The organism is Variovorax sp. 01T439_2 (assembly GCF_056398445.1).
In genome coordinates this window covers 1-1,603 of sequence record NZ_JBFTPJ010001152.1, presented here as the reverse complement: position 1 = coordinate 1,603, position 1,603 = coordinate 1, and the positions used below count along the sequence as shown (strand labels likewise).

The 1,603-nt window shown below is 71.4% G+C and carries 2 protein-coding genes and 1 pseudogene; all 3 read right to left on the bottom strand.

Annotated features, from left to right (window positions below):
• Positions 1–153, bottom strand: a 153-nt coding sequence (locus AC1DOC_RS32955; protein ID WP_478131481.1) for an ATP-binding cassette domain-containing protein, incomplete at its 3' end; no start/stop codon positions are given.
• 25 nt (positions 154–178) lie between these two features.
• The gene (locus AC1DOC_RS32950; RefSeq protein WP_478131480.1) at positions 179–1,036 is read right to left on the bottom strand and encodes a putative selenate ABC transporter substrate-binding protein; all 858 of its coding nucleotides are present in this window, start codon (positions 1,034–1,036) and stop codon (positions 179–181) included.
• Between the two features lie 52 nt (positions 1,037–1,088).
• A pseudogene (gene senA, locus AC1DOC_RS32945) lies at positions 1,089–1,603 on the bottom strand (selenoneine synthase SenA); the annotation flags it as partial.

Below are 1,603 nucleotides of genomic sequence, written 5' to 3'. Positions count from 1 at the left end.
GTGCAGCAGCGTCGTCTTGCCGGCGCCCGAGGGCCCGATCACCGCGGCCTGCTCGCCCGCCGCCACCTGCAGGTCCAGCGCCCGCAGCGCCGGCGGCGCCGCGGCGGGGGCCGCCGGGTGCCGGCCGGAGGCCGACCGCAGCTCGATGTTCACCGGCTTCGCTCCTGCATCGCGCCGGTCAGTTCAGCAGCCCGGCGTTGCGCGCCGCAGCCTCGATGCCCTTGTAGTTCTCGGCGCGCGTCGGCACGAAGCGCGTGGCACGCTGCAGCGCGAGGATGTCCTTGCCCTCAGGCGTGGCCGGGCTCAGCTCGATGAACGCGCGCACCAGCTGCTCGCGCCGGGCGGCCGGCATGTCGGCATGCACGGTCCAGTTGTAGTCGTAGTAGGTGGGCGTGGTGTAGAACACCCGCACCTTCGCCGGATCGACCTTCTTGTCGGCCACGAGCTTGTCCCACACCGAGATGTTGAGCGCCCCGGCGTCCACCTTGCCCGATGCCACTGCGGCCACCGTGGCATCGTGCGCGCCGGAATAGGCCACGCGCTTGAGGTCGCGGTCGGGGTCGATGCCGGCCGCCAGCAGGAAGCTGCGCGGCATCAGGTGGCCCGAGGTGCTGGACTGCGAGCCGAAGCTCAGGTTGCGGCCCTTGAGGTCGGCGAGCGAGCGGATGTCCGGATTCGTCGTGATGAACACCGAGCGGAATTTCTCGTCTTCCTCGCGCTGCACCAGCGGCACCATCTTGCCGCCCGAACGATGGCTGGCCTGCACGAAGGTGAAGCCGCCGAGCCAGGCCAGGTCGACCTGCTTGTTGGCCAGGGCCTCGACGGCGGCGGCGTAGTCGGTGACCGGCGTGAATTCGACCTTCACGCCCAGCTTGCGCTCCAGGTAGGCGGCCAGCGGCGCCGACTTGCGCGCGAGCTCGGTGGGCGATTCGTCGGGGATCGCGGTGATGCGGAAGGTTTGTTGGGCCTGCGCGGCCATGGCACCGGCCAGCAGGGCCAGCGCCAGCACGAAGCGCGGCAAGACAGCAAATTTCATGAGACTCCCGAAAAGCGAAGAACAAGGCGGGGATTAGACCGCAAGAGCCCGATCACCCGCCGGCGGCCCGGCAGCTGCGGAAGCCGGCGAAGATGTCGCGGCGGTGCGGCTCGAAGAAGTTGCGGTAGCGCGCATGCGCGAGCGCCGCCGACGTGGCGTGGCAGGCGCCGCGCAGCACCCGCCGGGTGCCGAACCATGGCGCCGAGTAGTCGCGGTAGGGATGAGGCGTGAAGCCTGGGTAAGGTTCGAACGGGCTCGAGGTCCATTCCCAGACCCGGCCCCAGGCGAAGCCCGGCAGCGTGAGTGCCGCGCACTCCCATTCGGCTTCGGTCGGCAGCCGCCGCCCGGCCCAGCGGCACCAGGCCTCGGCTTCGTGCGCGTTCAGGTGGACCGCTGCGCCCTGCGGGTCGAGCGGCAGCCAGCGGCCGCCGCGCCGCTGCTGCCAGCCGGTGCCCGGCGCACGAAGACAGGCGGGGTGGCGCAGCGGCTGGTGCGCGAGCCAGTCGCGGCCCGCGTCGGACCACCACGCCGGGTGCTCGTAGCCGCCGGCTTCCACGAACGGCAGAA